The sequence below is a fragment of the Actinoplanes sp. ATCC 53533 genome, assembly GCF_003947245.1.
This window is the reverse complement of record NZ_QHHV01000083.1, coordinates 1-24,220: the sequence shown is the minus strand read 5'-3', so window position 1 is coordinate 24,220 and position 24,220 is coordinate 1. Positions and strand designations below refer to the sequence as shown.

Below are 24,220 nucleotides of genomic sequence, written 5' to 3'. Positions count from 1 at the left end.
GGCCCGCGATCCTATTTCGCTGTGATGACTTCGTTCTTGGCGAGGCTGGTCGTGCGCTGCTGGATGACGGTCTTGAGGGTCGCCGCGTCCTTCGACACGGTCTCGGCGTTGGACCCGTCGACGGTGGCCAGCACCTTGGTGATGCCGTCCAGGGTCGTCAGGGCCTTGCCGCTGCCGAAGATCTGCTCATAGAGCTCGCGATATGCGTCCTCGTAGACCTTCTTGTACGCGGCACTGGCGAGGAATCGCTCCTTGAGCTTGTGGCCGCCGAAGCCTCGTCGCGGTGTGTCGGCACCGTTCTGATCGGCATCCGCCTCCCCGCCGCCAGGCGGCTGCATGCCCTCCGGCAACTGCATACCCTCGGGCAACTCCATGCCCTCCGGCAACTGCATACCCTCCGGCAACTGCATGCCGCCGCCCGGGGCGCCACCGCCGGGGAAGCCACCCATGCTCGTCGCATCGTGTGGGCCCTGCTCGGCGTTGCCGCTGAAGGTGAGGTTGTAGTCCCAGCCGATGACGGTGAATTTCTTGGTGCCCAGGTCGTACCACAGGTAGTAGTTGCGGCCGGGGCCGGCCATGTCGTCGAAATTGAGCAGCAGGTTCTGCAGGGCGGCGTAGCGGGCGAACGAGGCGACGTCGACATGGTCGCCGAGGCTCTTGTCGAACTCGGCGTCGCTGCTGCTGTTGACCCACTTCACCAGGTCGATCACCGGCTGCAGGTCCTGGCTGCCCTTCTTGGTGATCTGTTTGAAGTCGTCCTGGTAGTCGGTCGGATCGTCACCCTGGTCGGTGAACTGACCGGAGGCCAGCGACTTGTAGAGGACACCGGAGCCGTCGATCTCGTCGGCGAAGTTCTCGTCCGGGTGTTCCACGACGAGCCGGGCAGTCGTGGGCCGGTCGTTGACCGTGAAACTGGTGTAGGCGTAGCGCTGGGCTATCGCACCGACCGCGTCGAGCAGGTTCAGCGACAGCGCCTCGTTCAGGACCGTAGCGCCGCCGCCCATGCCGGCCACCCGCATGGTGACCTCGCGGTGGCCCTGATAGCGCCGGCCTTCGACGAATTCGTCGAAACGGATGAGCCAGGGCAGCGTCTCCGGCTCCTCCGCCTTCAGCGTCGTGCGGGCGAACCCGCCGCCCCGGGCGCCGCCGCCCTGGGCCCCGGCGTTCGGCAGGGCGCCGGGGGCCTGTCCCGCCGCGGGACCACCGCCTTCCGGACGGTTACCCCGCCCGCCGCCGGGTCCCATGCCGCCCTGCCGAGCCACACCGTTACGGGTCAGGCCGCCCAGCGTCGAGTTGCCCTTGAGCCGGATGCCGACGCTGCGCATCAGGGTGCCGTCGATCGTCAGGTCGGCCTCGACGTATTCCTTCTCCCCCTCGGCGTAGTAGGTGTCGAGCATGCGCTGGTAGTTCGTGTCGTGGAAGGTCAGCTCGAACTTGTGCGCGCGACCGCTGTCGAACAGGTCCACGGTGCCGGCGATGTTCTGGGTGACCTCGTCACCGGTCTCGTCGCTGCTGCTGGTCACATAGGGCTGCACCCGTACGGTGCTGACCACCAGCGTCAGCACCGCGACCAGGGCCACGCAGCCGGCCAGGACCTTCCAGTAGTGCCGGACCCGTACCGGAATCACATGCAGCAGCCGCCGGCCCGCCGGGGTGGGTGGCGGAGGCATCACAGGTCCGACTGGTCATAGCCGGTCAGCACCGTCACCCGCTGCCCGGACGTGCGTTCGCTGAGCGCCGAGATCAGCTCACCCGGCTCGCTGCCCTTCTTCAGCCGCACCGAATACATGATCTCGGTCAGCGCGCCGCCCCGGATCGACTCCATGCTGACCAGCTCGAACTCGGTGGTGAAACGGATCAGCACGTCCTGGATCGCCTCGGTGTAGGTGCCGTCCGGCGGAACCTGGACCTTGACGACCTGGCGCTGCACGTTGAGGGCGAACCAGTTGAACCGGTACATCACCACGATGATGAGGCTGATGGCGATGGCGGCGACGATGCCGAGCGTGTAGAAGCGGGTGCCGATGGCCATACCCACGCCCATGACCAGGAAGATGAAGCCGACGTCGCGGGTTTCCTTGATGGCGTTGCGGAACCGGACCACCGACAGCGCACCGACGAGCGCGAACGCCCGGGCGATGTTCGACCCGACGACCAGCATGATCAGGGCGATGAGCATGCCGAGGATCACGAGGGTCTGCACGTAGGACTGGCTGTAGGAGACGTTGCGGTGGGTGAACCGGTATACCCAGCCGATGCAGGCGCTGAGGAAGAATGACAACGACAACGCGATCGCGATGTCCGCCATGCTGAAGGTGCCGGACAGGTCCTGGAACGAGAAGTCCATGGTTGTTCTCAAGCCTCGCTTCGGGTGCGGGTCGGGGTCAGATCCGTGGTCGGGTCGTCGCCGGTGACGTGGAAGATGGATCGTGGGGCCTGGCCGAACGCCTCGACGCTCTGGCAGTACTTCGACATGCGCACGACCGACATGTTCGAGCGGGCCGCGAGATCGGTGAGCCAGTACGGCACCCGCTCGTTGGCCTTGATCTCCAGCACAGCCAACTTGGCCGGGACGGTCAGCCGGTTCTCCGCGTCGGCGCCCAGGTGGAAGTCGCGGTCGCGGCCGCGTACCCGCTGATCGATCGTGACCCGCAGGCCGACGTCGGCGTCGCGGCCGACGAACGCGTCCCGCTGATATCCGGTGATCGCCACCGGGCGCAGGTCGAGCCCGGACACCAGCTCAAGCACCTCCTCGAGGAAGGCGCGCTCGGCGCGGACGTGCTCGACCATCTGCCGGCGATCGCAAAGCTCACGCGCCAGGCGGTACGGCAGCGCGACGCGCCGTTTCTGGGTGACCTTGTTGACGCGCTGCTTGATCTCGACGTAGACCGTGGTGTCGTCGTCGATGGTGAACCGGTCGCCGTAATGTCGAATGCGCAGCTTGCGGCGGAACTTGAGACCTTCGATCTTCTCCCAGTAGAAGCGCAGCTGGGTGGTGTCGTAATAGACGCTCCAGACGCCGTAGCCGCCGTCGCTACCATGGCTGTCCAGGTCGAGCCGGCTGGCGAACTCCTCCCGCAGGGCCGGTAGGTCAACAGCGGGAACCAGGTACTTGATCTCGTACCGGTTGAAGGCGTGCAGCCGGCTCGGCGCGCGCAGGGCATGCCCGGCCTCGTCGGTGCTACCGGGAACCAGGCGGTGGCCTGGTGGTGCGTCCGGATCCGCCGGGGCATCGCTGGCGGCGACCTCCCGGGGAGAGGGACGACGGCGGAGCGAAAAGCGCATGGTGGATGGCCTATCTCGTAGTCCGTCGATGGCGAACCCGAGCAAACCAGACGAAACCGAGGATCAGCTCCGCGCAACCTCAAAGCTCCGCGTGAATGCACCGCGAACCAAAGATTGACTACGGGTGTACGAGCGGTGTCCGATGCTCTCCACAGCGGATGACAGGCTGGAGGCCGAAGCCGGATTCGAACCGGCGTGTCCCGTTTTGCAGACGGGCCCCTGGCCACTCGGGCATTCGGCCGTGCGTGCCCCCGACCGAGATCGAGTCGGCGGCCGTTCCGGTGGCGGGCCGGCGCCGGGATCGGCAGGATCGGGGGCATGACCTCCGAACCGCACCGGCGGGCGATCGGCTCACTGCGGGCCGTGGCAGTGGACGCCCCGGACATCGCCCGCCTGGCCACGTTCTACGAGCAGCTCGCCGGCTGGCGGCGCGTCCCCGACGGCGAGGACGCCGACGAGTGGATCACACTCGACACCGGTGACGGCTGGCGGATCGGCCTGCAACGGGCCACCGACCACGTGCCGCCGCGCTGGCCGGGTCAGGACCGTCCGCAACAGGGCCATCTCGACTTCCGGACACCGGACATCGACGCGGCGGCGGAACGCGCCCAGCAGCTCGGCGCCACCCTGCTGCGCCGCAACGAGCGGTGGCACACGCTGGCCGACCCGGCCGGCCACCCGTTCGACCTGTGCCTCAACCCGGACGATCCGCGGACCACCCTGATGGGCGTCATGCTCGACTGCCCCGACGCGAAGGCGCTGAGCCACTTCTACGCGGAGCTCCTCGGCAAGCCGGTGACATACGAGGCGGACGGGATCGCCATGATCGGCGAGGACGGCGCGCAGCCGGTGATGTTCCAGCAGGTGGCGCAGTACACCGCGCCCCGCTGGCCGGATCCGGCATACCCGCAGCAGATCCACCTCGACGTGACCGTCGAGGACGTGGACGCGGCGGAACGGGCCGCCGTCGAGATCGGCGCCACCCGGCTGGACGGGGCCGGCCCGAACTGGCGGGTCTACGCCGACCCGGCCGGCAAGCCCTTCTGTCTGATTCATCCCGTCCGCCGGAGGGGCCCGGCAATAGGTGGTCGTTCGTGAATGAGCCGAATCCCGACGGCATAAGGGCGCTCGCCGAAATCGCCGAGAGCCTTGCCGCGGACGGTCAGTGGGACCACGCCGTCGAGGCCGCCCGATCCGTGCTGCGACTGTCCGAGATGCTCGCGGAGGCCGAGCCGGACCGCTTCGCCCCTGCGGTCGAGCAGGCTCGGGAGCGGGTCGAGCGCCTGGTGGCCGAGGCCAACGCGGTCGGCGCGCCGGCCGCGTTGGCGCCCAGCCCGCACATCGTGGACCTCGTCGCCGCCGCGGCACCGGAGTTCGCCACAGCCCGGACCATGGCCGCCGACCTTGACCGGCTGGACACGATCCGGGCGCGAGAGCTGCGCCGCGCCGACCCGTCGGTGCGAGACGCAGTCGAACACGCCCGTCGGCTGCAGCTCACCAGCCCGCGAGCGATCGCCGAAAAGCTCGCCCGGCACGCCGCCGTCCTGTGGCTCTTCGACCGACGCGACCTGGCCCATGACGCCGCGGTCGAGGCGGTGCGGCTGTACTCGGCGATAGACCCGGAAACGCTCGACCCCGCCGACGACGGCTACTGCGCCTACAACCTGCTGATCCTCGGCATCGGCTGGTTCGGCGCGGACGAGATCTCCGCGGCGCGGCAGATGCTCGAACAGGCCGTCGGGCTGTTCTACCACCATGTCGGCCTGCTCGGGTCGGCCAACATGTTCGACCTGGCGCGAGCACTGACCATCCTCGCTCGATGCCAAGCTCAGCAGGGAGCGACCGACCAAGCACGTCAATCGATCGTGGACGCCAACGCGATCGCCGAGCGGACCGACCGCACCGTGGCCGGCGAGCCCGGCAGCATGCCGTCGGCCGCCTGGGGTCTGCCCGTCGTGCCTAGCCGGGAAGATGTGCGGGCGCTCTACGGCTGACCAGTCGAAGCACACCACCCTTCCCGCGACCGGCCGAGATCTCGACCGCGACGCAAAGGAACAGCTGGTGCTGCGTGCCCTCGGCGCGATTCGAACGCGCACCAACCGACGTCCTCAACGTCGGGCCTCTGCCGTTGGGCTACGAGGGCGTGAGCTGCGGGCGGCGGACTCGAACCGCATGGAACAAAGAGCCGTCGACCGGGTTCGAACCGGTGGCCTCGGTCGTACCAGGACCGAGCTCTGCCAAGGTCTGAGCTACGACGGCGTGCTGCCCCGTGCTTGCGTGGACCTGGGCGGGATCGAACCGCCGACCTCCGCCCTGCCGAGACGGCGCGCTACCGACTGCGCTACAAGCCCAATGCCGCCGGGCCGCGGTATGCCGCCCGGCGATGGTGTTGCTGTCATCCGCTGTGGAGTTGAGAAAGATCAGCGCCGCCGGCAATCGGTCGGGGCGTCGGTGCGTACGGTGAAACGGCAATCGCGAAGGTGGCAAACGAAAAGCCGCCCGTCCCGGATCGGGTGGGCGGCGCATGCATCGCTAGCTGCTGCTAGCTGCGCCACCGGCCCAGATCGTGGTGCTTTTCGCCGCCGGCCGGGAGGCCGGTCTGCGCGGCACAGGTCATGGCGGTCTCGCCGCGCGGGGTAAGCCGCTGCGGGGCGATCGAGGTGTGCCACAACATGATCTTTTCTCCTGCCGGTGGGTCGTTGGTGATCCATACGTTAGGGACCCTCGCTGCGGTCGGCAACGTCTTTTCGACGGTCCGCAGTCCCGTTTCGGGGACGTGGACCGGCATGCAGATCATGGTGATGATGGGGTGATGCCGCATGCTCCGTTCACAACCGCCCCGCGCCGCCTCCGCCGGGTCGTGCTCTCCGTGCTCGCCGCGCTGGCCATCGTGATCGGCGGGCTTACCGCGGCCTTCGGGGTCGGCTTCACGGAGGAGTCGGCCGCCTATGCCGCCGCCGGGCACACCGTCACGTTCGTCAACGCCAGCGCCGAGAAGGTGTGGGTGGGCAGCTCGGTGAACGCCGACGGATCGGTGAACTTCGGGCAGCTGCCGATCCTCGAGCCCGGGGCGTCCGCGACGATCGCCATCCCGGAGGACTCCGGGCCCGGCCACTGGCGGGGCAAGTTCTTCGCCCGCCAGCGCTGCTCCGGCGAGTCCGGCAGCACCTTCCACTGCGAGGTCGGCGACTGCGGCAACGCCGCCGACCATTGCCGCACCACCGAGCAGGACGCGAGCCTCGCGGAGTTCAACTTCGACCCGGACGACCCGTGGGGCTCGCCCTGGTACAACGTCAGCTACGTCAACGCCGTGTCGCTGCCGATCACGATCACGCCCACCGGTGCCCCGCCGCCCCCGCCCGGCTCGCAGTACTGTGCCGATGCCGGCTGCGCGAAGCCGTTGCTGGACGCGTGCCCGGCGGCCGACCTCCAGCGCGACGGCCGGGGACAGCCGCTGATCTGCGTCAACCCGAACCGCGACGCCGAGACCGCATACAGCCGGGCCGTCAACGAGCTCTGCCCGCGGGCGTACAGCTGGTCCAAGCACGACGCCATCCCGGGCAACCAGGTCATGTACAACTGCAAGGAGTGCACCGGCTTCACGGTGACCTTCCACGGCAACGGCGCCGGCCCGCCGCCCGCCGGCACGCCCCAGCGGGTCACCGCCGACTCCGGCGCCGCGAGCCCGATCGTCAGCGACTGGCACGGCAAGTGCCTCGATGTGCCCGGCGCGAACTACGCGGACCGCGTACGGCTGCGGGTCTGGGATTGTTGGAACGGGCCGCAGCAGCGCTTCGAGCTCGCCGGCGACGGCACGATCCGGATCGGCGGCAAGTGCCTCGATGTGGCGGATGGTGCCACCGCCGACATGGCCGCCGTGCAGATATTCGGCTGCAACGGCACCCCGGCCCAGCAATGGGTGCTGACCGGCGCGGGCGATCTGGTGAACCCGCGGGCCGACAAGTGCGTCGACATCGCCGCCTGGAACGACGCGAACGGCGCGCCCCTGCAGCTGTGGACCTGCAACGGCTTCGCGAACCAGAAGTGGCACCGCGCCTGAGAGCACCGTGCCTGAGAGAACCAGAAAGTGGCACCGCGCCTGAGGCCAGGGCGGCAGGCTTCACAGGGGGAGCCTGCCGCCCGCTCGGATGCCGGCCTCAGCGCGCCACGCCGAGCTCGTAGATGGTGGTCGTGCGGTAGGTCTGCCCGGGCCGCAGAACCGTCGACGGGAAGTTCGCGTGGTTCGGCGAGTCCGGGTAGTGCTGGGTCTCCAGGGCGAAACCGTCGCCCTGGCGGTACATCCGGCCGCTGGTGCCGACGAGCGTGCCGTCGAGGAAGTTGCCGCCGTAGAACTGGATGCCGGGCTCGGTGGTCCGCACGGTGAGCTGCCGGCCGCTGGCCGGGTCGGTCGCCCGGGCCGCGATCTCCAGCTTCTTGTACGAGGCGTCCCGGCGGTCCAGCACCCAGTTGTGGTCGTAGCCGCGGCCGATCACCAACTGGGCGAAGCCGTCGCGGTTGCGGGCGCCGATGGCGGTGGCCTTGCGGAAGTCCATCGGCGTTCCGGCGACCCGGTCGATCGCGCCGGTCGGGATCAGCGTCGGGTCAACCGGCGTGTATCTGCTGGCGTTCAGGTAGAGCCGGTGGTCGTCGATCGTGCCGGTGCCCTCGCCGCCCAGGTTCCAGTACGCGTGGTTGGTGAGGTTGACGATCGTCGGCTTGCTGGTCGTCGCCTCGTAGTCCATCCGGATGGCGTGGTCCCGGGTGAGCGTGTAGGTCACCGTGGCCCGCATCTCGCCCGGGTAGCCCTGGTCGCCGTCGGGGCTGGTGAACCGCAACCGCAGTCCCACACCGTCCCGGGACCGCAGCGGCGTGGCCGCCCACACGTGCTTGTCGAAGCCGACCGTGCCGCCGTGCAGGCTGTTGGGCGGGTTGTTGATCGGCAATTGGTACGCGACCCCGTCCAGGGTGAACTGACCCTCGGCGATGCGGTTGGCGTACCGGCCGGTGATACAGCCGAAATACGGGCTCTTCGTCTCGTAATCGGAGAGATTGTCGAAACCGAGCGCCACATTGGCCACCCGGCCGCGCCGATCCGGCGTCTCGATGGTCTGCAGGATGCCGCCGTAGGTCAGAATCCGCACGCGCATCCCATTGTTGGTGAGGGTATAGCGGTCGACGGCCGCCCCGCCGGCCGTCGTCCCCCACGCCTCCTTGGTGATCGTGGCGGGGCCCCCGGCATACGACATGGACGCGCCGACCAGGCCGATACCGCCGACCATGAGTGCCACCGCGCCGAGCCGGACCGCGGTCCGGCCAATGGTGATCTGTTGCATGGTGCCTCGCCTCTCTCCGTGGAGCCACGCCTTTGCATGGCCGGCAAAAGGACATGAGAGTGACCCCGGGGAGAAAGAGCCGACATCCCGAGGCCAGGTCGAAAAACATGGATGACACCTAAAGCATCGGATCGACGTTACAATTCGCTTACAAACGATGTCAACACTTGCATTTGTCGATCTTTAACTTGCGGTATTTGCGGCTTAGATTGCGTGCATTAAAAGTTGTCGAACGACGGCGGGCCGGCCCACGGCACCGTCCGAAGTCACTGCGGCCGTACAGACGGCTCATGGGAGGCACACAGATTCGTCGGGTCGAATGAGAGGGTCGTCCAACCAGGAGATCCTCATGATGATCCGTACCAAGGCGGCCGCCACGGTCGCCGCGCTGACGCTCGCCGCCGCTCTCGCCGGCTGCACCAGCGACAGCGACTCCGGCAGCGGCGGCACCACGGGCACCGACGCGGCGGCTGCCGGCAGCGCCGGCGGTAGCCAGGCGGCGGCGCAGGTCCTCGCCGCCAACGAGGCCGACCACGCCGAGGACGGCGACGCGACCTATGACGCGGCGAAGGCGGTCGACGTCAAGCTCACCGGGTCCTCGGCCACCACCGGCGGCGCCGGGGTGAAGGCCGCCGGTGCCACGGTGACCATCACCGCCGCCGGCACGTACCGGCTTTCGGGCACGCTCAACGGGCAGGTCGTGGTCGACGCCCCCGACGCCACCGTCAAGCTGGTCCTCGACGGCGCCACCATCGCCAGCACGACCACCGCCGCGATCGGCATCGCCGAGGGCGAGGAGGTGGTCGTCATCCTGGCCGACGGCAGCGTCAACACATTGTCCGACGCCGGCTCGTACGCCGACGACGCCGAGATCAACGCCGCCTTGTACAGCGCGGCCAACCTGACCATCACCGGCACCGGCGCGCTCACCGTGCGCGGCAACGGCAACGACGCCATCGCCAGCCAGGACGGCCTGGTGATCCAGTCCGGCACCGTCACCGTCGACGCCGCCGACGACGGCATCCGCGGCAAGGACTACCTCGTCGTCGAGGGCGGCACGGTCGCCGTCACGTCCGGCGGCGACGGGCTCAAGGCCGACAACGCCGAAAAGGCCGACTCCGGCTACATCTCCGTCGCGGACGGGACGGTCACGGTCACCGCCAAGGGCGACGGCGCGGACGCGGCCACCGACATCGTGGTCACCGGCGGCAAGCTCGCCGTCGCCGCCGGCGGCGGCAGCGGTGTCAGGCCGGCCGACGATACCTCCACCAAGGGGCTGAAGTCCGCGGTGATCACCGTGCTGGAGGGCGGCACCGTCACCGTCGACTCCTCCGACGACGCGGTGCACAGCGACGCCGCCGTCCACCTCAACGGCGCCACGGTCACCCTCGCCAGCGGCGACGACGGCGTACACGCCGAGACCTCCCTGCTCGTCGACGCCGGCACCATCAAGATCACCTCGGCGGTGGAAGGCCTGGAAAGCGCCGACATCACCGTCAACGGCGGCAAGACCGACATCACCGCCAGCGACGACGGCGTCAATGCCGCCGGGGGTACGGGCCAGGAGCAGGGCGGCGGCGGACCCGGCGGTGGCGGCGGCGAGGGGGTGGGCGACTACAAGCTGGTCGTCACCGGCGGAACGTTGATCGTCCAAGCGACCAGCGACGGCCTCGACTCCAACGGCACCGCCACCTTCTCCGGCGGCACGGTGGTGCTCTACGGCGCGACGAGCCGGGGCAGCGGGGCGCTCGACCTCAACGGCAGCCTCACCATCAACGGCGGCACCATCGCCGCCGTGGGCAGCGCCGTCACGCCGAGCGACGACTCCCGCCAGGGCTGGCTGTCGGCCGCCGTCGAGTCGGCGGTCGCCGCCGGCACCACCCTGCACGTCGTCGACGGCGACGGCGAGGTGGTCACCACCTTCGTCACGGCCAAGGATGCCCAGATCCTGACCGTCTCCGCCGCGAAGATCAAGAACGGCGAGGAATACAAGATCTATGCCGGCGGCACCGCCACCGGTGCCAACGTGGGCGGGCTGGCGGCCTCGGGCAGCCTCGGCTCGGCGACCCAGGTCGCGACCGCCACCGCGGGCGAGGCCGGCGCCGGCGGAATGGGCGGGCCCGGCGGAGGTGGCCCGGGCGGAGGCCGTCCGGGCCGCTGACCACGGCGGGTGCGCGGCCCGCCGGCGGCGGGCCGGCCAGCGCGCCCGCCGCAGTCATTCCACGGCCGATACGACGCGGGCGGCACGCCCTCGTCGCCTACCGGCGGATACCGGTCGGCTGGTCCGGCGGCTCAGGCGGCCCCGAGCCGTCCGATGAGGATCGCCGCGTACTCGTCGAGCAGCGCGGCCTGGGCCGCGGTCACGCGGCGCAGGCGCAGCAGCCGGTCGATGTCGGCCCGGTAGCGCTCGAGCAGCCGGACCGCTTCGGCGTAATGCCGCTGCTGCCGCACCACGTGGGTCTGGCCGCGCGCCACGGCCAGGGTCGCCTCGTCGAGCGTCCGCAGCAGCGCATCGCCGCCGCGCAGGTAGAGAAAGGCGGTGTGGTCCCGCAGCAGCTGGGTCGACGGCTGGATCGGGAATTGGGCGACGTTCGCGCACAGCGGGCCGCACACCAGGCCGCGGCCGGCGATCGAGGCCCGGGCGTCGCGGAGCATCTCGCGGGCGTCCGCCGGCAGCACGTACCCGGCACGGAGGTTCTGGAGCACCGCGCCCGCGAACGGACGCAGATAGGCCTGCCGGTCCGGATAGCGCGTGTCCAGCGTCGCCCGGTCGAACGGAAGGTGCGTCCCGTTGAGGAAGCACAAGCCCGCGCCGCCCGGCGGGTTCTCGTTGACGCCGGTGTCCAAGGCGACCGGCACCGCGAACGGCGCGAGCCGCAGGCCGCCGAGGGCATTGCCGAGGCCGTCCCGCAGGACGGTCAGGCCGTCGGCGGCCAGCGTGATGCGCGGAGCCGTCGGCGGTGCGACACCGCGGCGCTCCCACCTCACCAGGTGATCGATCGCGGCGGAGAGGGTGTAGCGGTCGGGAATGCGGCTGCGGCTCGGGCGGGCGCAGTTGTCGCGCAGCGAGGCGGTGGGCTGATCCCTGCGCAGCAGGGCGTACCGGACCGCGAACGAGGCCCAGTCGGAGTGCGACGTGCCGGCGACCGACCAGGTCCGCATCCCCCGGGTGTCCGGTTGCAACGAGCTGATCTCGTTGGCCGACGTCGACGGCGCGGTGGCGAACTCCGTCTCGGACAACACCTTGAACACCGGTACGCGCAGGTCGGTGCGCATCTTCTCGCCGCCGATGTAGAGCAGCACGGCATCGGCGACCGGCCTGCCCCGGGTCTCGATCGCGTTGGCGAACACCGACACCCGGCCGGCGGACTGCGAGACACCCGCCGCGATCACCGTCGCCACGCGGCCCCGCAGGTTCCCGAGTACACCGGATTCGCGTACCGCCCGGATGCCCTGGGCGTACACGTCGTAGGACAGCGGATCGCCGGTGGTCAGCGTGCCGCCGGCGGTGAGGTCGAGGCTGCCGTACCGGCCGGGACTGAAGGCCTTGAGGCCCAGCGCGGGGTTGGTGATCGGGGCGCTCTGCGCGGTGATGCCGACCCAGGCGTAGCCGTCCCGCATCAGGAACTCGTGCGTGCGGAACCAGAGCGCCTCGACGTCGTACTGGCTGGTGGCGTTGAGCCACTCGACGACCACGGTGCCGTTGAACGCCGCGGCCCCGGCCGGCCGCCGCACCACCATCCTGGTCTTGTACGGGTGCCCGGACGACACCACCGACGCGGTCGGCGACGGCGTCGGTCGTGCGCCGATGCCGGGAGCGACCGTGGCGTCGTAGACGTTGGCCGTGCCACCGAAGAAGTACTCCTGCTCGACGTATCCGCGTCCCGGCAGGCCGAGGTCGCTCGCGAAGAACGTGTAGTCGTTGCCGGGGCTGCCGACCACCGAGGGGACGGGTCCTTCCACCGCGGGCAGCGGGACCGTCGCTCGGCCGTCCGCCTGCGCCGGTGGCGGCGCGGCCAGCAATCCACTCGCGGCGAGCAACACCGGGACGAGAAGACTGCGGATCCGCATCATCGGCTCCCCTGCTTAGGTCCGCTAGATGGACCACATGAGTCGTCAAGTGGACCTCACGATAGGCGCGCGGCACCGCCTCCACAAGCCTTGCCGGTTCACGTCCGCGGGGAGGCGGCGCCGAGCGCCAGCCGTGACCAACCGGCTGGCGCTCAGGGCGGTCAGTGGCGGCGGCCGAACTCGTTGGCGAGGACCTCGCGCGCGACCGTCTCGCCGAGCCGGTCACCGTGCACGGTCGCGCCGCGGTAGTGGACCCCGGCCCAGATCCGCGCCTCGATCAACTCGGCCCGGGCCGAGGACAAGCTGTCGTAGTGCCGGGTGGTCCCCGATGCGGCGCTGTAGGCGCTGAACGACAAGCTGTCACGGCCGAAGAACGTCCGCAGGGCGGTCATGATCGCCGAGGTGTAGCAGGCGTGCCCGGAGGGCCACTCCGGCGACGGCGCCGTGACGCGCAGCGGCGTCCAGGCCGGATCGGCGGCGGTGGCCGGGTTGCCGTCGGTGTCCGCCAGCGGGATCGCGGTCACCGGCCGCCAGAATTTCCAGTGTCGCTTCTGCTGGTAGCAGGAGATCACCGCGTCCACGGTGGCCACGTCGACCATGGCGAGCATGCGCGCCGTCCGCAGTGGACTGAGCCGGTGGTCGGCGGCGAGGCCGCGCTTGATGTACCACTCCACCTGGCGGTAGTCGTCCCACCAGGTCGCCGCCTCGGTCTGATCCCGCGTGCGGGTGGTGCTGGTGGCCGCGCCGAGCGACTTGACCTCGTTCAGCTGGCGTGCGTACGCGGCGCTGGTCAGGGCCGGCGGCCCGGGCACGCGGTAGGCGGCGGGGTTGTCGACGGCGAACGGCTTCAGGAAGGCGAACCAGGCGCCGGCCTGGACATATCCGGGCGGGGTGAGGCGGTATGCGCCGGGCTCCGTGCCGACCGGCCAGGTCGCGTCGGGGAACGCGACGTCGTCGCGACGGGCCGAGATCATGGCCGCGGCCGCGGCCGCGCCGACCCTGATCCCGCCGCGCTCCGCCCGGCCGTCGGGGACAGCGGCGAGGGCTTCGTCGTACCGCGCACGCAGCGCGTCCGCCTGGGCCGGGAAGAGCGAGAGGAGTACGCGGTAGGCCGCGGTGGCGACGGCCGCGGGGACCGAGTCGCCGCGGTTCGCGCGGGGAGCGACCAGGTACGGCTCGTACGGGGCGCCGGCGATCGCGTTGACCGCGTCATACACGGCGCCCTGTGCCATCGCGAAGCTGCGGGTGCCCGCGGTGGGCGACTGCCGGGCAACCTCGTAGATGGCGGTCTGGGCGTGGATGTTCCAGGCGAGGACGGCGTTGGGCGGGGCGGCCGACTGTGCCGACGCCGCGGTGGGCGTCAGCACGGTCAGCGCGAGCCCGGCCACCACTGCCGCGCCGAGCAGTCTGCTGGAGCGAACGCGATGTGCCATGGAATCTCCCGTCGACTGAGTCGGTGCTGGGTCACACAACGAGGTTCAGCATCCAACTTCATCGATCCCAGACGCAACGGTCTGACGGGAATGCGGCTGTGCCGGGCTATCGGGCGAACGACCTGAAGGTGTCGTAGTACATATTGATCCGCAGCGTGTCGCCGGGGAGGAAGCGGCTGGCGCGCCACTGCAGGACACCCACCCCGTCCACGCGTTCGGTCGGCAGCGGGGCGAGCTGGCCCGGGTTGTCGCGGGTCTGGAACTGGTTGGCGCCGAGCTCGCCCACGAACGTGTCGTCCAGGGGAAGATCGCTCGGCATCGCCACCATGTTCACGACGTGGGCCCGCTTGCCGTCGAATTCCCGGGCATCGTCGTCGAGGTTGTAGGTGAACACCGAGTCACGGTTCTTGTCCCAGCGGCCCGCGAACCCGGCCCAGCCGGCGCTTCCGCCGGTGTCCACGTCGATGTCCGCATACCGCTTGACGAGGAGGTCGGTCAGATCGACCGATTCCCGCCGGCTGCAGTTGGTGAGCTCCATCCTGATGACGATCCGCGTTTCATTCTTGGAGACGATGAAGGTCTGCCGGATGCCGATCAGATCGTCGTCTGTTCTGCTCTCGGTGACCTTGACCAGTTCGAGCTTGTCGTTTCGGCAGATATGGCTTCTGCCGCAGACGATCCCATTGCTGGATTCGTAGACGTCGTACTTGACGTTGTCGGCCCCGCCCGGCGTCCGGTAGGCGATGGTGTAGCCCTCTTGCAGGGTGCCGATGGCCAGGTGCTCGTAGGTGCCCTCGGGCTCCACGGAAGCGAGCGCGGCCTCCGTCGGCTGGCCCATTATCTGCCCGCAGTCGCTGACTCCCCAGCTCGCTCTCGATCCATTCACCACAGTGGTCGGACTGACCATCACTGCCTCCCCCTCAAGCGCCGCTCATTTCCACCCCTATCCTGGGGTCGGCCGGACAATGGCGCTGTCGGGAATGAGTGCGCTATCGGCAACAAGACAACTGCCGCGAAATTGATCGGGTTGTCGCGCTCAGTCCTGGTAGACAGCCGCCGGGGGCTTGGGCGCCGGACCCAGCCGGGACAACCAGCGGTCATGGCTGCGCGCCCACGTGCCGTCCGCGCGGGTGCGTTCCAGCACGCCGTTGACGAAGCGGACCAGCTCGGGCGACTTCTTGGAGATGCCGACGCCGGCCGGCTCGTCGGACACCGCGGCGCCGGTGATCTCGGTCGCCGGATCCTGCGCGGCGAGGCCGGCCAGCAGCACGTCGATGGTCGAGACCGCGTCCACCTGGCCCTGCTGGAGCATCACCAGGCAGTCCAGGGTGCTGTCCGTGCTGACCGGGACCGGGCGCGAGGGCTGCGCGGCGATCGTCCGGATGCTCGTGCTGCCCCGGGTGGCGCAGACCTTGCGGCCGGCCAGGTCGGCGAAGTCGTTGATGCCCGAGCCGCGGCGGACCAGCAGGCGCTGGTGCGAGGACAGGTATTCGGTGGAGAACGAGACCTGCTGCCAGCGCTCACAGGTCATCGTCATGGTCCGGATCACGATGTCGACCTCGCCGCGCTCGATGACCGGGATCCGGTCGGCGGTGGTGATCGCCCGGAACTGGATCGCCTTCGGATCCCCGAACAGCGCCTTCGCGATCTCCCGCGCCAGGTCGATCTCGAAGCCGACGAGGTCACCGGTGGCGGGATCGGCGAAGCTGAACAGGTAGGCGTTCTGGTCGATGCCCACGATCAGCCGGCCCCGCTTCGCGATCCGGGCCATCGCGGTGCCCGCCGGCATCTTGCCGGGTTTCGGCAGCGCGCCGGCCGGCCGCAGGCTGGCCCGGGGCTTGCACTTCGGTGCGGGTTGCGCGCTCGGCACCTCGGCCGGATCCTGCACGTTGAGCGGCCTCGGCACGACCCCGCGGGCCTCGGCTGTCGCGGCGGGCGGCGGGCCGTCGTCCGAGCCGCACCCGGCGCTCAGCGACAGCACCAGCAGCGCCGCCGCCAGCGCCCGGACTCTCATCCTCGATGTCACCGGTATTCTCCGATCCGCGGCCGGATGCCGACGATGACCGCGGTCATCAGCCCGGCGGTGAGCAGCACGAGCGCGAGGGCGAGGCCGCCGAGCGCGTTGTCGGCGTGGTTGGCCTGCCGGTGCACCCGCTGGTTCGTCTGGTCCAGCGCGGTCGAGATCGCGGCGTCGAGCTTGCCGAACAGTCCGGACAGGCTCTCCGGCCCGGTGGCCGTCGCCAGCTTGACCGCGCCGAGGTAGTCACCGCTGTCGTCCAGCTCGCGCACCTGGCCGTGCAGCTCCCGCCAGCGTCCCGCCTGGCCGCGCGCCTCCTCGATCACCGCACGGTCCGCCGCGGACGGCGCCCGAGCCGACGCCTCGGCGAGCATGCCGCCCCTGCCGTCCGCGCCGATCAGCTCGGTGAGCACCGCCCCGAACTCCTTCTCGAAGGCGGCGCCGCTGCCCCGGGCGACGAGGGTCAGCCCCTCGTCCGCGTGAGCCTGCAGCGCGGCGCGGCGCGCGTCGGCGAGCAGCGAGACCAGCGCCGAGCCGTTCCGGTGGCCGATCTCGACCTGGCGGGCCGACAGGCCGACGGCCGTGGTCGACCACGCCAGCGAGATCAGGGCCGCCAGGCTGGCCGCCAGCAGCCCGCGGTTGAACACCCGGTTGCTGCGCCGGGCCACCAGCATCTGCGCCGCCAGCAGCGAGCCGACGGTCACCAGGCCGAGCAGCAGCACCGCCCAGGGGAAGCCGGCGGCCTCCCGCTGCCCGGCGATCAGTCGCTGCTGGGCGTTGGAGAGCACCTCGTCCGCGGCCGGCAGCAGCGTCTCCCGCATCAGGCCGGAGGCCTCCCGCAGGTATGCGGCGCCGAGCGGCACACCGAGCCGGTTGTACGACCGTGCCGTCTCCACCAGCCCCGTGTATACCGGCAGCTGATCCGCGAGGACGCCGAGCCGGGCGGCGTCCCCCTCGTCGGCCTCACCCAGCGCGACCGTCAGCGCTTTGGTGGCGCGCGCGATGTCGTCGAGATAGCGCTGGCGCAGCGCCGCGGGCTCGGCCCCGTTGGCCAGGAAGGCGTTCGACGCCGTCGCGTCGGCGTCGGACAGCGACCGGTAGAGCTCCTGCGCGCCCACGCTGAGCGGCCCGTTCACGGCCACGATGTCGCGCAGCAGGGCCGACCGGTGCTGGGCGGTGGCGACGGCGACGATCCCGGCGATGAGACCCAGCAGGACCAGTCCGGTTGCCACCAGCCGGTACAGATCCGGCGTCGTGATCCCGCGCCCGAACCGGCGTACGAAACGGACAGCCGGCACACCCACCCCCGAAGCTCCGCACTCGACTGCCCGCGGTCTTGACGACCACGCGCGTCCGGGCAATGGTCCCGGCGTCCGATAGTAGACGCCGGGGACCACCGCGCTGCGTCACCGGTGAGGACTCAGCCGCCGGCCCCGTGGCGGGCGATCTCGGTGAGTGCTGCGGGCCCCGGTCGCCTGACCGGCGTCAGCGATGCTGCCACATCGCCCGCAACGACTCCGCCAGAGAGTGCTCGGGAACCCACCCGAGCACCTCGGCAGCGCGGCGGATGTCGACCTGGATCCAGTCGCCGCCCACGCTGCGGACCGCGCTGCCGTCGTCGTACAGCGCGTCCGCCGGCAGCCCGGCCTCCTCGAGCAGCACCCGGATCACCTCGCCGATCGGCACCGCGACACCGCTGCCGATGTTGAGCACCTCGGCGGTGGCCGTCGAGGCGGCCGCCCGGCTCACCGCCGCGGCCACGTCCCGCACGTCGACGAAGTCGCGCCGGGCATCGGCGATGCCGATGCCGATGCCGGAGCTCACGCCACCGCCGAGACCGCGGGCGAGCTCCAGCAGCTTGCCGGGAAAGCTCGCCGGTGAGGGGTACGGGCCGCTGACGTTGGCCAGTCGCAGGACGACACCGTCGATCCGGCCGGCGCGGGCCGCGTCCAGCACCGCCGACGAACCGCCCAGCTTGCTGCGGGCGTAGTCGCCGGTGGGCCGGGTCGGGAGCCCCTCGTGCGCCGACACCCCGGCCGGCACCGGGCCGTACTCGTGAATGGTGCCGAGCTGCACCAACCGCGGCCGCCACGGTGTCGCCGCGACCGCGTCCACCAGCCGTTGCACCGCGTGCGCGTTCGCCTCCGTCAACACCTCGGCGGAGAGATCCCAGCCGTCCGTCGTGTTGGCGCCGTCGGTCGCGTTGACCACCGCGCCGACCCGCTCGGCGTGCAGCAGCGCGGTCAGCTGCGGCACGCCGGCGGCGACGACATCCATCCGCAGGAACTTGTGGTCGGGCTGCGGCGCGGTCTCGTGCCGGCCCACCACGAGCACGTCCCAACCGTCCTGGTGCAGCCGGGCGCAGACGTGCCGGCCGACCCAGCCGGTGCCGCCCAGCACCACCGCGCGCTGGCCGGCGTCGAGCTTGGGTCCCATGTGCACTCCGTCCTGACGCCCCGGCACCTCACGCCCATGCGATCAAGCCAGCCCAAGTTACCGCATTCACGGCCGTCAGCTTTTACAGTTGGTCGGGCGTCGAGGAGCTCCCGAAGGCCTTCCTCAGGTCACGACGCCACGCCGCGCCGCGTCACCGGTAAGGGCTCAGCCGCCGGCCCCGTAGAGGGCGATCTCGGTGAGCGTGGGTGTGTACTGCTCGGTGGCGATCTGGCTGGTCAGCGCCACCCGCACCTTGCTCGTGGTCACGCTGCCGAAGCCGGTCACCGACCGGTCGTGGCCGATGCCGGCCGCGCCGGTCGCGAAGGTCACCCACGCGCCGGTCGCGGCGTTCCACCGCTGGAGCGCGAACGACTGGACCCGCGGGTTGGTCCCGGAATCGGTGTACTCGTCCAGGTAGACCTCGCCGAACGTGGTGTCGGCGCCGAGGTCGATGTCGAGCGTGATCGGATAGCCGGCGTCGTCGGCGGCGGCCCACCGGGTGGCCGGGTCCCCGTCGGTGAGCTTGACCGCGCCGAGCGTGCCGCCGGCGCCCGGATGGGTGGAGCTGGCCGTGACCGGCTTGCCCAGCGCCAGGTTGACCCGGTCGTTGCCGTCCTGCTCGATCGGGTCGGTGTCGACCGGATTGTCGACCCTCGTGCCGATCGTGGCCTCGACCGCGCCGATGTCCGGGGCGGCGCCGTAGTAGAGGTGCGTGCCGAGGAAGTCCTCGGTGCCCAGATGCGGGTTGTAGCGGCCCGCGTCGATCATCGGCGAGTCGTTCCGCGGCGCGAAGTGTGCCGCCGCCGTGCGGATCTGGGCCACGCCCGCCCCGGTGACGTACCGGGCCGGGTCGCCGACGAACCTCGGGTCCGCGCGCGAACCGTCCGGGTCGGCCGGTTCCTGGCCGGAGTGGGTGCCGCCGGACTCGTAGTAGTCGTTGTTCGCGAACACCGCCTGGCGCAGCGCCCCGGTACGGCGATACCACGGCGTCGGCTCGGTCGAGGTGTTGTAGAAGATGTTGTTCATGAAGTAGACCCGACTCAGGAACGTCTCGTCGTGGACGTAGTCGAGGTCGGCGCCGTCGTACACGAAGGTGTTGTTGACGAAGTAGGTCGGCGAGTAGTTCGTCGACAGCATGTTCTTCACGAGCACGCCGTTGTCGTTGACGCTCAGGTTGTAGCGGGCCACCGAATTGGAGCTGTTGCCCATGTAGGCCATCCAGCCGGCGGCGTTGTCGTGCGAGTAGTTGAACTGGTACGTGACGTTGAAGTTGGTGTATTCGAGGTCCCACGGGGTGCCGTCGAACTCATTGCTCGGGCCGCCGTACACCTCGTTGAACTGCATCACCGAGTCGGCGCCGGCCCACAGGTAGAGCCCGCAGGAGACCGCGTCGTAGCGTTCGAGGAAGCCGTTCACCTCGTTGTACTCGACGGTCATGTGCTTGGTGTTGGCCAGCTGGATCGCGCCCTGGCCGATGCTCTCGGCGTAGTTGTGGCCGATGTAGACGTCCCGGCTGTAGAGGTCGCGGGTGCGCACCCAGAGCTGTTCCCAGCCCTCGTGGAACTTGCCCGCCTCGTCGTACTGGCCGGCGGCCGACCCGTCGGCGTTGAACCAGTTGAAGGCGAACTGGATGGCGTGCAGTTCGACGTTGGAAAAGGTGTTGTTCTCGATCCGGACGTCCTTGAAGTAGTAGCCGCCGGTGCCGTACTCCTTGTAGCTCTTGGCGCCGAAGACCTGGAAGTTGACGCCGCCGTAGTGGATCCGCTGCCAGCTGCTCGGACCGTCCAGGTGGTGGACGTACACGTTCGAGATGCGGAAGTGGTCCATGATGGTGTCCGCGCCGGCCGGGAACAAGTCGGCGTTGATCGACACCATGATGCCGTCGCGGACGTACGTCCCGGTGGTGATGTCGGTCGCGAAGTCGTTGTCGTTGGAGAGCGCGACGTTGTTGATCTCGAAGTACTGCTGGTTGCGCAGCACGATCGCGCCGGTCAGGCCGACCGTGTCCGGATTCTTGGTGCCGTCCGCCCGGAACGGGCTGGGCACGTTGCCGTTGGTGGCGATGTACGGCCGCGCGGCCGTCGCACTGCCGTAGGCGGAGATCGTGATCGGCCTGCCCGCGCTGCCCGAGCCCTTCGGCCACAGCTGCTGGCCGGACCACTGCTGGCCGGCCTTGAGCAGGATGCGGTCGCCCGGCCTGAAGGTGGTCGCGTTGGCCTTGGCCAGGGTGCGCCAGGCCGTCTGCGGTGTGGTGCCGGCCGCGGTGTCGCGTCCGCCCGCGGCGTCGAGGTAGTAGTCACGACCGCCGGTGGTGTTCGGGCTGTCGCCCGGCCACGCGGCCTTGGCGGCGGCGGGCGGGGCGGCGCCCGCCGGCGTGGCGTAACTCAGGGGCGCCACGAGCAACGCGGCGATCAGTGCCGTTGCGACAGGTTTCATGCCACATCCTCAGGGTTGATGTCTGCCAGGGCCTCGGTGTCGACCTCGATGTCGCTGCCGGCCAGCCGGTCGCCGACGTACCGGTCGAACTTCTCCCCCATGAGCGACTGCCGGATCCGCGCCGCGTACTTGGCGAACGCCGCGTCCGCGTCGACCTTCCGGCCGTCGAGTGCGTAGTAGGTGATCTGGCCGGGGCCGGGGATCGGCGCGGAGACCTGGCCCGGCGACAGCCCGGTGAGCACGGCCAGCAGGTCCTGGTCGTGGGCGTTCACGCCGGACGACCGGCCGCCGGCGTAGGTCGCGGAGGTGAGCCGGGCGCCCGGCTCGGCGGCGGCGACCTTGGCCAGCCCGCCCCCGGCCGTAACCCGGGATCGCAGACCGGCCGGGAAATCCGCGGGCGCCCCGGCGGGCATCGGGACCACGAGCTTCGTGTACGCGTAGGTGGTGGCGTTGGCGCTCCACGATGCCCGGTCGGCGTCGAACTCCGCGCGCACCTCGGCGTCGGTGACCGACCAGGTCTTCCTGAGGGCGGTCGTCAGGTCGGTGAGCCGCTTGGTGTAGTACTCCTCCGGCGAGAACTCGGTGACCCCGTAGACCACCTCACCCCGGCGACCGGAAGTGGCCCGGCGTTCGTTCTCGGCCCGCACCTCGGCCAGGAAGTCCTCGTGGTCCACCGAGTCGACCAGGCCCTGCTCCTCGGCGAGCAGCAGCAGCACCTTGTCCTTCTCGGCCTCGGCCAGCGCGCGTTCCCGGAGCCGGCCGATCAGGGCGGCCCTGTCCGGTGCGTCACCGATCTCGTTGCGCACGGCCGGAGCCAGCCGGCGCATGTGAAAGATCAGTTCGTCGCGGGTCACCGGGTGCCCGTCGACGGTGGCGACCTCGTCGGTGCCACCGCCGAGCGCGATGCCGGTGCCGACCGTCGCGGCGAGCACGACAGCTATCCCGGCGAGCAGCGCCTTCTTCATGACGTGGCTCCGATCGCCGCCGCGTGGGACACCACCGGGGTGTCCCGCGCGGCGGTCACCTCGATCAGCACGGCCTCGGCCTCGGCCGGCGCGAACCGCAGGATGCGCTGGTAGCCGACCGCATTCGCCTCGGCCAGGGTGGTCCACGCGCCGTACCGGCGGCCGCGGACGGCGACGTGCTCGATGCGCTGGCCCCGGGTGATGTCCTCGCCCAGCACGACGGCCTCGATCCGGCGCGGCCCGGGAAAGTGCAGGGTGACGGCGGGGCGCTGGTCGGCGGGGTCCGGCTCCCACGGCGTACGCCCCGGAGCCGGCCACGCCGTGACCAGGTCTCCCGCCGTACCGGAGGTGACCGTCACGTCCGCACCCACCCGGCGGGACCGGAAGTCCGCGATCCGGTGTCCCAGCCGCTCCAGCGCCGCGACGTCGGCGGCGGTGAGCCGCCCGTCGCGGGCCGGCGGGACGTTGAGCAGGAAGCACGAGTTGCCGCCGACGGCGTGCAGGTAGATGTCGAACAACTCGTCGGCCGCGCGCACCGCGCCGTCCTCCGCCGGGTGGTGGAACCAGCCCGGCCGGATCGAGGTGTTCACCTCGGCCGGATACCAGACCAGGTCGGTCTGCCCGGCCAGCGCGGCCCGGCTGCCGAGGTCGCGGTCGTCGCTGCGGACCAGCCGGGCGAACTCGCCGTCGTCCACCCGCTGCGAGCGGTCGGCGGTCCGTTCGGCGTCCCGGAGGGTACGGGGAACCACGCTCCACTCGTCCGGCCGGGTCTCGCCGGCCTCGTTGCCGCACCAGCGCACGTCCGGCCCGCACACGTTGATCACGGCGTCCGGCTGGAGCCGGCGGACCACCGCGTAGTAGCGCTCCCAGTCGTAGTGCTGGCGCTTGCCGTTGGGGCCCTCGCCGTTCGCGCCGTCCAGCCAGACCGAGAACACCGGGCCGTACCGGGTGAGCAACTCGGTGAGCTGGGCGACGTAGAAGTCGTCGTAGGAGGTCCCGGTGCCGTAGGACGCCTCGGTGCGGTCCCACGGCGACAGGTACACGCCGAACTTGAGCCCGTGCCGGCGGGCCGCCTCGGCGACCTCGGCCACCACGTCACCCAGGCCGGCCCGCCACGGCGACGCGGCGACCGTGTATTTCGTGACCTCGCTGGGCCACAGGCAGAAGCCGTCGTGGTGCTTGCAGGTCAGGATGACGCCGGTCATCCCGGCGCTCTTCAGCGCGGCCACCCATTGGTCCGCGTCGAGGTCCGCCGGGTCGAACAGCGCCGGGTCGTCGTGCCCCTCGCCCCATTCCCGGTTCGTCATCGTGTTCATGCCGAAGTGCAGGAATCCGTAGAACTCCAGCCGCTGCCAGGCGACCTGGCGGTCGCTGGGCCGGACCGCAGCCGGTCCCGCCGCCGTCACCGGAATCTCCGGTTGTAGGAGGCCAGCAGGATCAGCAGGACCCCGAGCGCCGCGAGCATCACGGCGAGGTTGCCCCACCCGACGGTGGCCCGGGCGACGATCACCACCGCCACGCAGCCGAGCGCGATCAGCGTCCGTACGGCGACGAGCAACACGGCGCGCGTCGATTCGTTCATCGATCTCCTTCCGTAGGGTTCAGCCCTTGACGCCGCCGGCCGCCATGCCCTCGATGAGGCGGCGCTGGATCAGCGCGTAGACGAGCAGCACCGGAACGATGACGATGACCATGCCGGCGTACAGCCGCCCGTAGTCGGCGGCCGCCTTCTGCGCGGTCATCAGGTTGAGGAGGCCGACCTGCAGCGTCTTGCCCGAGCCGGGCAGCAGGGTGAGCGCGATGATGAAGTCGTTCCAGTAGGCCAGGAAGTTGAACAGGATCACCGTCGTGACGGCCGGCCGGGCCATCGGCAGCATCACCCGGGTCATGATCCGAAACCGGGACGCCCCGTCCAGCGCCGCGGCCTCCTCGTAGTCGGCCGGGATCGACCGGAAGTACGCGGCGAGCAGGTAGACGGTGAACGGGATCGAGGTGGCCGCGTACACCAGCGCCAGCATCGCGGGGTTGTCCAGGAAGAGCCCGTCCGGGAAGGCGTCGACCAGCGTACGGTCCCAGTCGAGGAGCATCAGGAAGATCGGCACGACGATGTAGTTGACGTTGACGAACAGGCCGGCGAGCAGCGCGAGCTCCACGACGGCCTTGCCGCGGAAGTCGTACCGGGCGATGACGTACGCGGCCGGCACCGAGACCGCCAGCACGAACGCCAGGCCGAGCAGCGTGACG

At 70.3% G+C, this 24,220-nt stretch carries 20 protein-coding genes and 4 tRNA genes; 4 read left to right on the top strand and 20 right to left on the bottom strand.

Annotation, left to right across the window (positions count from 1 at the left end; all coding sequences use genetic code 11):
• Window positions 1-11: 11 nt before the first annotated feature.
• The 4 genes from DMB66_RS26230 to DMB66_RS26215 form a co-directional block, all read right to left on the bottom strand.
• Window positions 12-1,670 (bottom strand): CotH kinase family protein, encoded by a 1,659-nt coding sequence (locus tag DMB66_RS26230; protein ID WP_125806777.1) that lies wholly within the window; start codon window positions 1,668-1,670, stop codon window positions 12-14.
• The gene (locus DMB66_RS26225) at window positions 1,670-2,359 is read right to left on the bottom strand and encodes a DUF4956 domain-containing protein (RefSeq protein ID WP_233624847.1); all 690 of its coding nucleotides are present in this window, start codon (window positions 2,357-2,359) and stop codon (window positions 1,670-1,672) included. Before DMB66_RS26225 ends, DMB66_RS26230 begins: the two co-directional genes overlap by 1 nt.
• Window positions 2,356-3,285, bottom strand: coding sequence for a polyphosphate polymerase domain-containing protein (locus tag DMB66_RS26220; protein ID WP_125806776.1), 930 nt, complete (start codon window positions 3,283-3,285; stop codon window positions 2,356-2,358). Before DMB66_RS26220 ends, DMB66_RS26225 begins: the two co-directional genes overlap by 4 nt.
• A 167-nt stretch (window positions 3,286-3,452) precedes the next feature.
• A tRNA-Cys gene (locus DMB66_RS26215) sits at window positions 3,453-3,526 on the bottom strand.
• 77 nt (window positions 3,527-3,603) lie between these two features.
• On the opposite strand from DMB66_RS26215, the gene DMB66_RS26210 reads away from it, so the two are divergent.
• Window positions 3,604-4,383 carry a VOC family protein gene (locus tag DMB66_RS26210; RefSeq protein WP_125806775.1) on the top strand — a complete coding sequence of 260 codons (780 nt, stop codon included), beginning with the start codon at window positions 3,604-3,606 and terminating at the stop codon, window positions 4,381-4,383.
• Window positions 4,380-5,279, top strand: coding sequence for a hypothetical protein (locus tag DMB66_RS26205; RefSeq protein WP_125806774.1), 900 nt, complete (start codon window positions 4,380-4,382; stop codon window positions 5,277-5,279). The genes DMB66_RS26210 and DMB66_RS26205 overlap by 4 nt, the downstream gene beginning before the upstream one ends.
• Before the next feature lie 75 nt (window positions 5,280-5,354).
• Here DMB66_RS26205 and DMB66_RS26200 read toward each other — a convergent pair.
• From DMB66_RS26200 to DMB66_RS65310, 4 genes are all read right to left on the bottom strand, one after another.
• Window positions 5,355-5,428: transfer RNA gene (locus DMB66_RS26200), tRNA-Leu, on the bottom strand.
• Between the two features lie 40 nt (window positions 5,429-5,468).
• Window positions 5,469-5,544: transfer RNA gene (locus tag DMB66_RS26195), tRNA-Thr, on the bottom strand.
• 19 nt (window positions 5,545-5,563) lie between these two features.
• A tRNA-Ala gene (locus DMB66_RS26190) sits at window positions 5,564-5,636 on the bottom strand.
• A 191-nt stretch (window positions 5,637-5,827) separates the two neighbouring features.
• Entirely contained in the window at window positions 5,828-5,959 is a 132-nt protein-coding gene (locus DMB66_RS65310) for a hypothetical protein (RefSeq protein WP_255440922.1), read from the bottom strand.
• Window positions 5,960-6,097: 138 nt separating this feature from the next.
• Here DMB66_RS65310 and DMB66_RS26185 point away from each other — a divergent pair, with 138 nt between their 5' ends.
• Complete coding sequence (locus DMB66_RS26185; RefSeq protein ID WP_125806773.1) at window positions 6,098-7,345, top strand: thaumatin family protein; 1,248 nt, start codon at window positions 6,098-6,100, stop codon at window positions 7,343-7,345.
• A 97-nt stretch (window positions 7,346-7,442) separates the two neighbouring features.
• On the opposite strand, the gene DMB66_RS26180 is transcribed toward DMB66_RS26185, so the two are convergent.
• Complete coding sequence (locus DMB66_RS26180) at window positions 7,443-8,618, bottom strand: aldose epimerase family protein (protein WP_125806772.1); 1,176 nt, start codon at window positions 8,616-8,618, stop codon at window positions 7,443-7,445.
• Between the two features lie 349 nt (window positions 8,619-8,967).
• Here DMB66_RS26180 and DMB66_RS26175 point away from each other — a divergent pair, with 349 nt between their 5' ends.
• Window positions 8,968-10,779 (top strand): carbohydrate-binding domain-containing protein, encoded by a 1,812-nt coding sequence (locus tag DMB66_RS26175; protein WP_125806771.1) that lies wholly within the window; start codon window positions 8,968-8,970, stop codon window positions 10,777-10,779.
• Between the two features lie 131 nt (window positions 10,780-10,910).
• On the opposite strand, the gene DMB66_RS26170 is transcribed toward DMB66_RS26175, so the two are convergent.
• The 11 genes from DMB66_RS26170 to DMB66_RS26120 form a co-directional block, all read right to left on the bottom strand.
• Complete coding sequence (locus DMB66_RS26170; RefSeq protein ID WP_125806770.1) at window positions 10,911-12,692, bottom strand: alpha/beta hydrolase domain-containing protein; 1,782 nt, start codon at window positions 12,690-12,692, stop codon at window positions 10,911-10,913.
• A gap of 158 nt (window positions 12,693-12,850) precedes the next feature.
• The gene (locus tag DMB66_RS26165; protein WP_125806769.1) at window positions 12,851-14,122 is read right to left on the bottom strand and encodes a vanadium-dependent haloperoxidase; all 1,272 of its coding nucleotides are present in this window, start codon (window positions 14,120-14,122) and stop codon (window positions 12,851-12,853) included.
• A 106-nt stretch (window positions 14,123-14,228) separates the two neighbouring features.
• Window positions 14,229-14,960, bottom strand: a complete 732-nt coding sequence (locus tag DMB66_RS26160; protein ID WP_125806768.1) for a hypothetical protein — start codon at window positions 14,958-14,960, stop codon at window positions 14,229-14,231.
• Between the two features lie 198 nt (window positions 14,961-15,158).
• On the bottom strand, window positions 15,159-16,148 hold the full coding sequence (locus tag DMB66_RS26155) for a glutamate ABC transporter substrate-binding protein (RefSeq protein WP_199752633.1): 990 nt from the start codon (window positions 16,146-16,148) through the stop codon (window positions 15,159-15,161).
• A complete protein-coding gene (locus tag DMB66_RS26150) occupies window positions 16,145-17,443 on the bottom strand; it encodes a hypothetical protein (RefSeq protein ID WP_125806767.1) in 1,299 nt (432 codons plus the stop codon). The genes DMB66_RS26155 and DMB66_RS26150 overlap by 4 nt, the downstream gene beginning before the upstream one ends.
• 181 nt (window positions 17,444-17,624) lie before the next feature.
• Window positions 17,625-18,575 carry an NAD(P)-dependent oxidoreductase gene (locus DMB66_RS26145; protein ID WP_125806766.1) on the bottom strand — a complete coding sequence of 317 codons (951 nt, stop codon included), beginning with the start codon at window positions 18,573-18,575 and terminating at the stop codon, window positions 17,625-17,627.
• A 165-nt stretch (window positions 18,576-18,740) separates the two neighbouring features.
• Window positions 18,741-21,011, bottom strand: a complete 2,271-nt coding sequence (locus DMB66_RS26140) for a discoidin domain-containing protein (protein WP_125806765.1) — start codon at window positions 21,009-21,011, stop codon at window positions 18,741-18,743.
• Entirely contained in the window at window positions 21,008-21,976 is a 969-nt protein-coding gene (locus DMB66_RS26135; protein WP_125806764.1) for a SurA N-terminal domain-containing protein, read from the bottom strand. The genes DMB66_RS26140 and DMB66_RS26135 overlap by 4 nt, the downstream gene beginning before the upstream one ends.
• Complete coding sequence (locus DMB66_RS26130; RefSeq protein ID WP_125806763.1) at window positions 21,973-23,382, bottom strand: alpha-L-fucosidase; 1,410 nt, start codon at window positions 23,380-23,382, stop codon at window positions 21,973-21,975. Before DMB66_RS26130 ends, DMB66_RS26135 begins: the two co-directional genes overlap by 4 nt.
• Window positions 23,379-23,558 (bottom strand): hypothetical protein, encoded by a 180-nt coding sequence (locus DMB66_RS26125; protein ID WP_125806762.1) that lies wholly within the window; start codon window positions 23,556-23,558, stop codon window positions 23,379-23,381. The genes DMB66_RS26130 and DMB66_RS26125 overlap by 4 nt, the downstream gene beginning before the upstream one ends.
• 19 nt (window positions 23,559-23,577) lie before the next feature.
• Window positions 23,578-24,220 (bottom strand): carbohydrate ABC transporter permease (locus tag DMB66_RS26120; protein WP_148112769.1); only part of this gene is annotated, 643 nt, incomplete at its 5' end.

Excerpts from the sequence above, each read along its gene's own strand:
- DMB66_RS26230 (WP_125806777.1), bottom strand. The coding sequence starts at position 1,670 with ATGCCTCCGCCACCCACCCCGGCGGGCCGGCGGCTGCTGCATGTGATT.
- DMB66_RS26220 (WP_125806776.1), bottom strand. The coding sequence starts at position 3,285 with ATGCGCTTTTCGCTCCGCCGTCGTCCCTCTCCCCGGGAGGTCGCCGCC.
- DMB66_RS26210 (WP_125806775.1), top strand. The coding sequence starts at position 3,604 with ATGACCTCCGAACCGCACCGGCGGGCGATCGGCTCACTGCGGGCCGTG.
- DMB66_RS65310 (WP_255440922.1), bottom strand. The coding sequence starts at position 5,959 with ATGTTGTGGCACACCTCGATCGCCCCGCAGCGGCTTACCCCGCGCGGC.
- DMB66_RS26185 (WP_125806773.1), top strand. The coding sequence starts at position 6,098 with ATGCCGCATGCTCCGTTCACAACCGCCCCGCGCCGCCTCCGCCGGGTC.
- DMB66_RS26180 (WP_125806772.1), bottom strand. The coding sequence starts at position 8,618 with ATGCAACAGATCACCATTGGCCGGACCGCGGTCCGGCTCGGCGCGGTG.
- DMB66_RS26175 (WP_125806771.1), top strand. The coding sequence starts at position 8,968 with ATGATGATCCGTACCAAGGCGGCCGCCACGGTCGCCGCGCTGACGCTC.
- DMB66_RS26170 (WP_125806770.1), bottom strand. The coding sequence starts at position 12,692 with ATGATGCGGATCCGCAGTCTTCTCGTCCCGGTGTTGCTCGCCGCGAGT.
- DMB66_RS26165 (WP_125806769.1), bottom strand. The coding sequence starts at position 14,122 with ATGGCACATCGCGTTCGCTCCAGCAGACTGCTCGGCGCGGCAGTGGTG.
- DMB66_RS26160 (WP_125806768.1), bottom strand. The coding sequence starts at position 14,960 with ATGGGCCAGCCGACGGAGGCCGCGCTCGCTTCCGTGGAGCCCGAGGGC.
- DMB66_RS26145 (WP_125806766.1), bottom strand. The coding sequence starts at position 18,575 with ATGGGACCCAAGCTCGACGCCGGCCAGCGCGCGGTGGTGCTGGGCGGC.
- DMB66_RS26140 (WP_125806765.1), bottom strand. The coding sequence starts at position 21,011 with ATGAAACCTGTCGCAACGGCACTGATCGCCGCGTTGCTCGTGGCGCCC.
- DMB66_RS26135 (WP_125806764.1), bottom strand. The coding sequence starts at position 21,976 with ATGAAGAAGGCGCTGCTCGCCGGGATAGCTGTCGTGCTCGCCGCGACG.
- DMB66_RS26125 (WP_125806762.1), bottom strand. The coding sequence starts at position 23,558 with ATGAACGAATCGACGCGCGCCGTGTTGCTCGTCGCCGTACGGACGCTG.